Raw genomic sequence first — 1,553 nt, forward strand, 5'->3', positions numbered from 1 at the left:
CCCGGCATCGCCAACCTGCACAACCGCCCGCGACGGACAGGCAGTCAGAGCCAGAGATCGACGCTCCTTGCGGCGGTACATCATTTACGGGACGGCCCTTATAGGGGTGGCGGTACGGCAAGATGGGGTCATCTTCAACGTTTGGGGAGCATCGAGGAAACGATTGCTGACGAGGAGCGGCAAAGTGCCTGCACACCGCGCTACTGAGCGCAGTCGGCGCGGTTCCGAAGCGCTGCCCAGCGACAGTGACGGCAACCGTGACGGCAACGACGGCGGACGACAGCGATACCCGGCAGCCCGGCACGGCGGGGGCACGGGCTCGTCGGACCGGCCCGCCAAGGCCTGCCCCCGTCTTCGTCAGCAGCGTGCGGAAGAAGCGCCTGGCCGCAGCGGTGTCCCGCCGGTTCTGTACGAGGATGTCGAGCACGTTGCCGTCGGCGTCGACGGCCCGCCAGAGGTACTTCTGCTCTCCGTTGATCTTGAGGAAGACCTCGTCCAAGTGCCACTTGTCCCCGGGCCGGGGCTGTCGGCGGCGCAGGCCGTTGGCGAGGACTGCCCGAACTTGGCGCACCAGCGGCGGACGGTCTCGTGGGAGACGATCACGCCGCGCTCGAGCACCAGCTCCTCGACCTCGCGGAACGACAGCGGGAAGCGGAAGTACAGCCACACGCAGTGCGCGATGATCTCGACCGGGTACCGGTGCCCCTTGTACGACGGCGGCGTACCGCCCACGGACCACCCCCTCCACCATGATCAACCCGAAGATCATCCCACCCGGCCAGCCAACGTGACAGTGCCCGAAGAGCGCACCCTGACCGCTATGGTGACTGACCATGTCACCGATAGCCCGCACCTTGCAGATCGCCCTGATGCTCTCCGGCTTTGCCCTACTCGCCTATGCCGCCCTATGGGACATGGACGACGCCACAGGGTGGCAGTGCCGGGCCACGAAAATAGGACAGGAACCGGTGCAGATCTGCGGCACCGAGGACGGCCTGCACACTCCGATCCTCCTCGGTATGGCCGGGATCGCTCTAGAGATCGCGGGCGTTTCCGTCGTGGTGGGGGCCCGCAAGGGACGCTCGGTCGAGGCTTCGCCGTCAGCCGTCCCGGCCTCGTTCGCACCAACGCCCCTTGGTGCGGCGCCCTTCGGCTCAGCGCCCTTCGGGTCAGGGCAAACACCCCCTGCCCCCGCTGCTCCACCCAACCCGTGGCCTTCCCAGGTGCCTCCACAGACTGGGCCCGGACAGCACTGACGGAAGCCGCTACACCGGAGGCCTGCTCGGCGACCGGCGGCGGGCGCCTACTCCGGAGCCGCACCGCCGGGAACCGGGGCGAGGACCGGTGTGACTGAGCGCTTCATCCGGCGATCGTTGCGTAGACCGACCGTCACCCATGCGCTCCGCTGATGCCGTGTCGGCGCGTCTGTGGCACAGCCAGCCTGGCGACCGCGCGCTTAGGGCTCGCAGAGAATCAAGGTGTTGCTTCCCCTGATACGGCTCGTTGTTGTGGTATGAGCGTATCCGACGAGGTTCGTGGTCAACTCACCGCCA

The 1,553-nt window shown here is 67.4% G+C and carries 1 pseudogene; it reads right to left on the reverse strand.

The window, feature by feature from the left end:
* Window positions 1–376: 376 nt before the first annotated feature.
* A pseudogene (locus tag AB0924_RS38565) lies at window positions 377–732 on the reverse strand (IS6 family transposase); the annotation flags it as partial.
* Between the last annotated feature and the right edge of the window lie 821 nt (window positions 733–1,553).

The organism is Streptomyces sp. NPDC047869 (assembly GCF_040704065.1).
GTDB lineage: Bacteria > Actinomycetota > Actinomycetes > Streptomycetales > Streptomycetaceae > Streptomyces.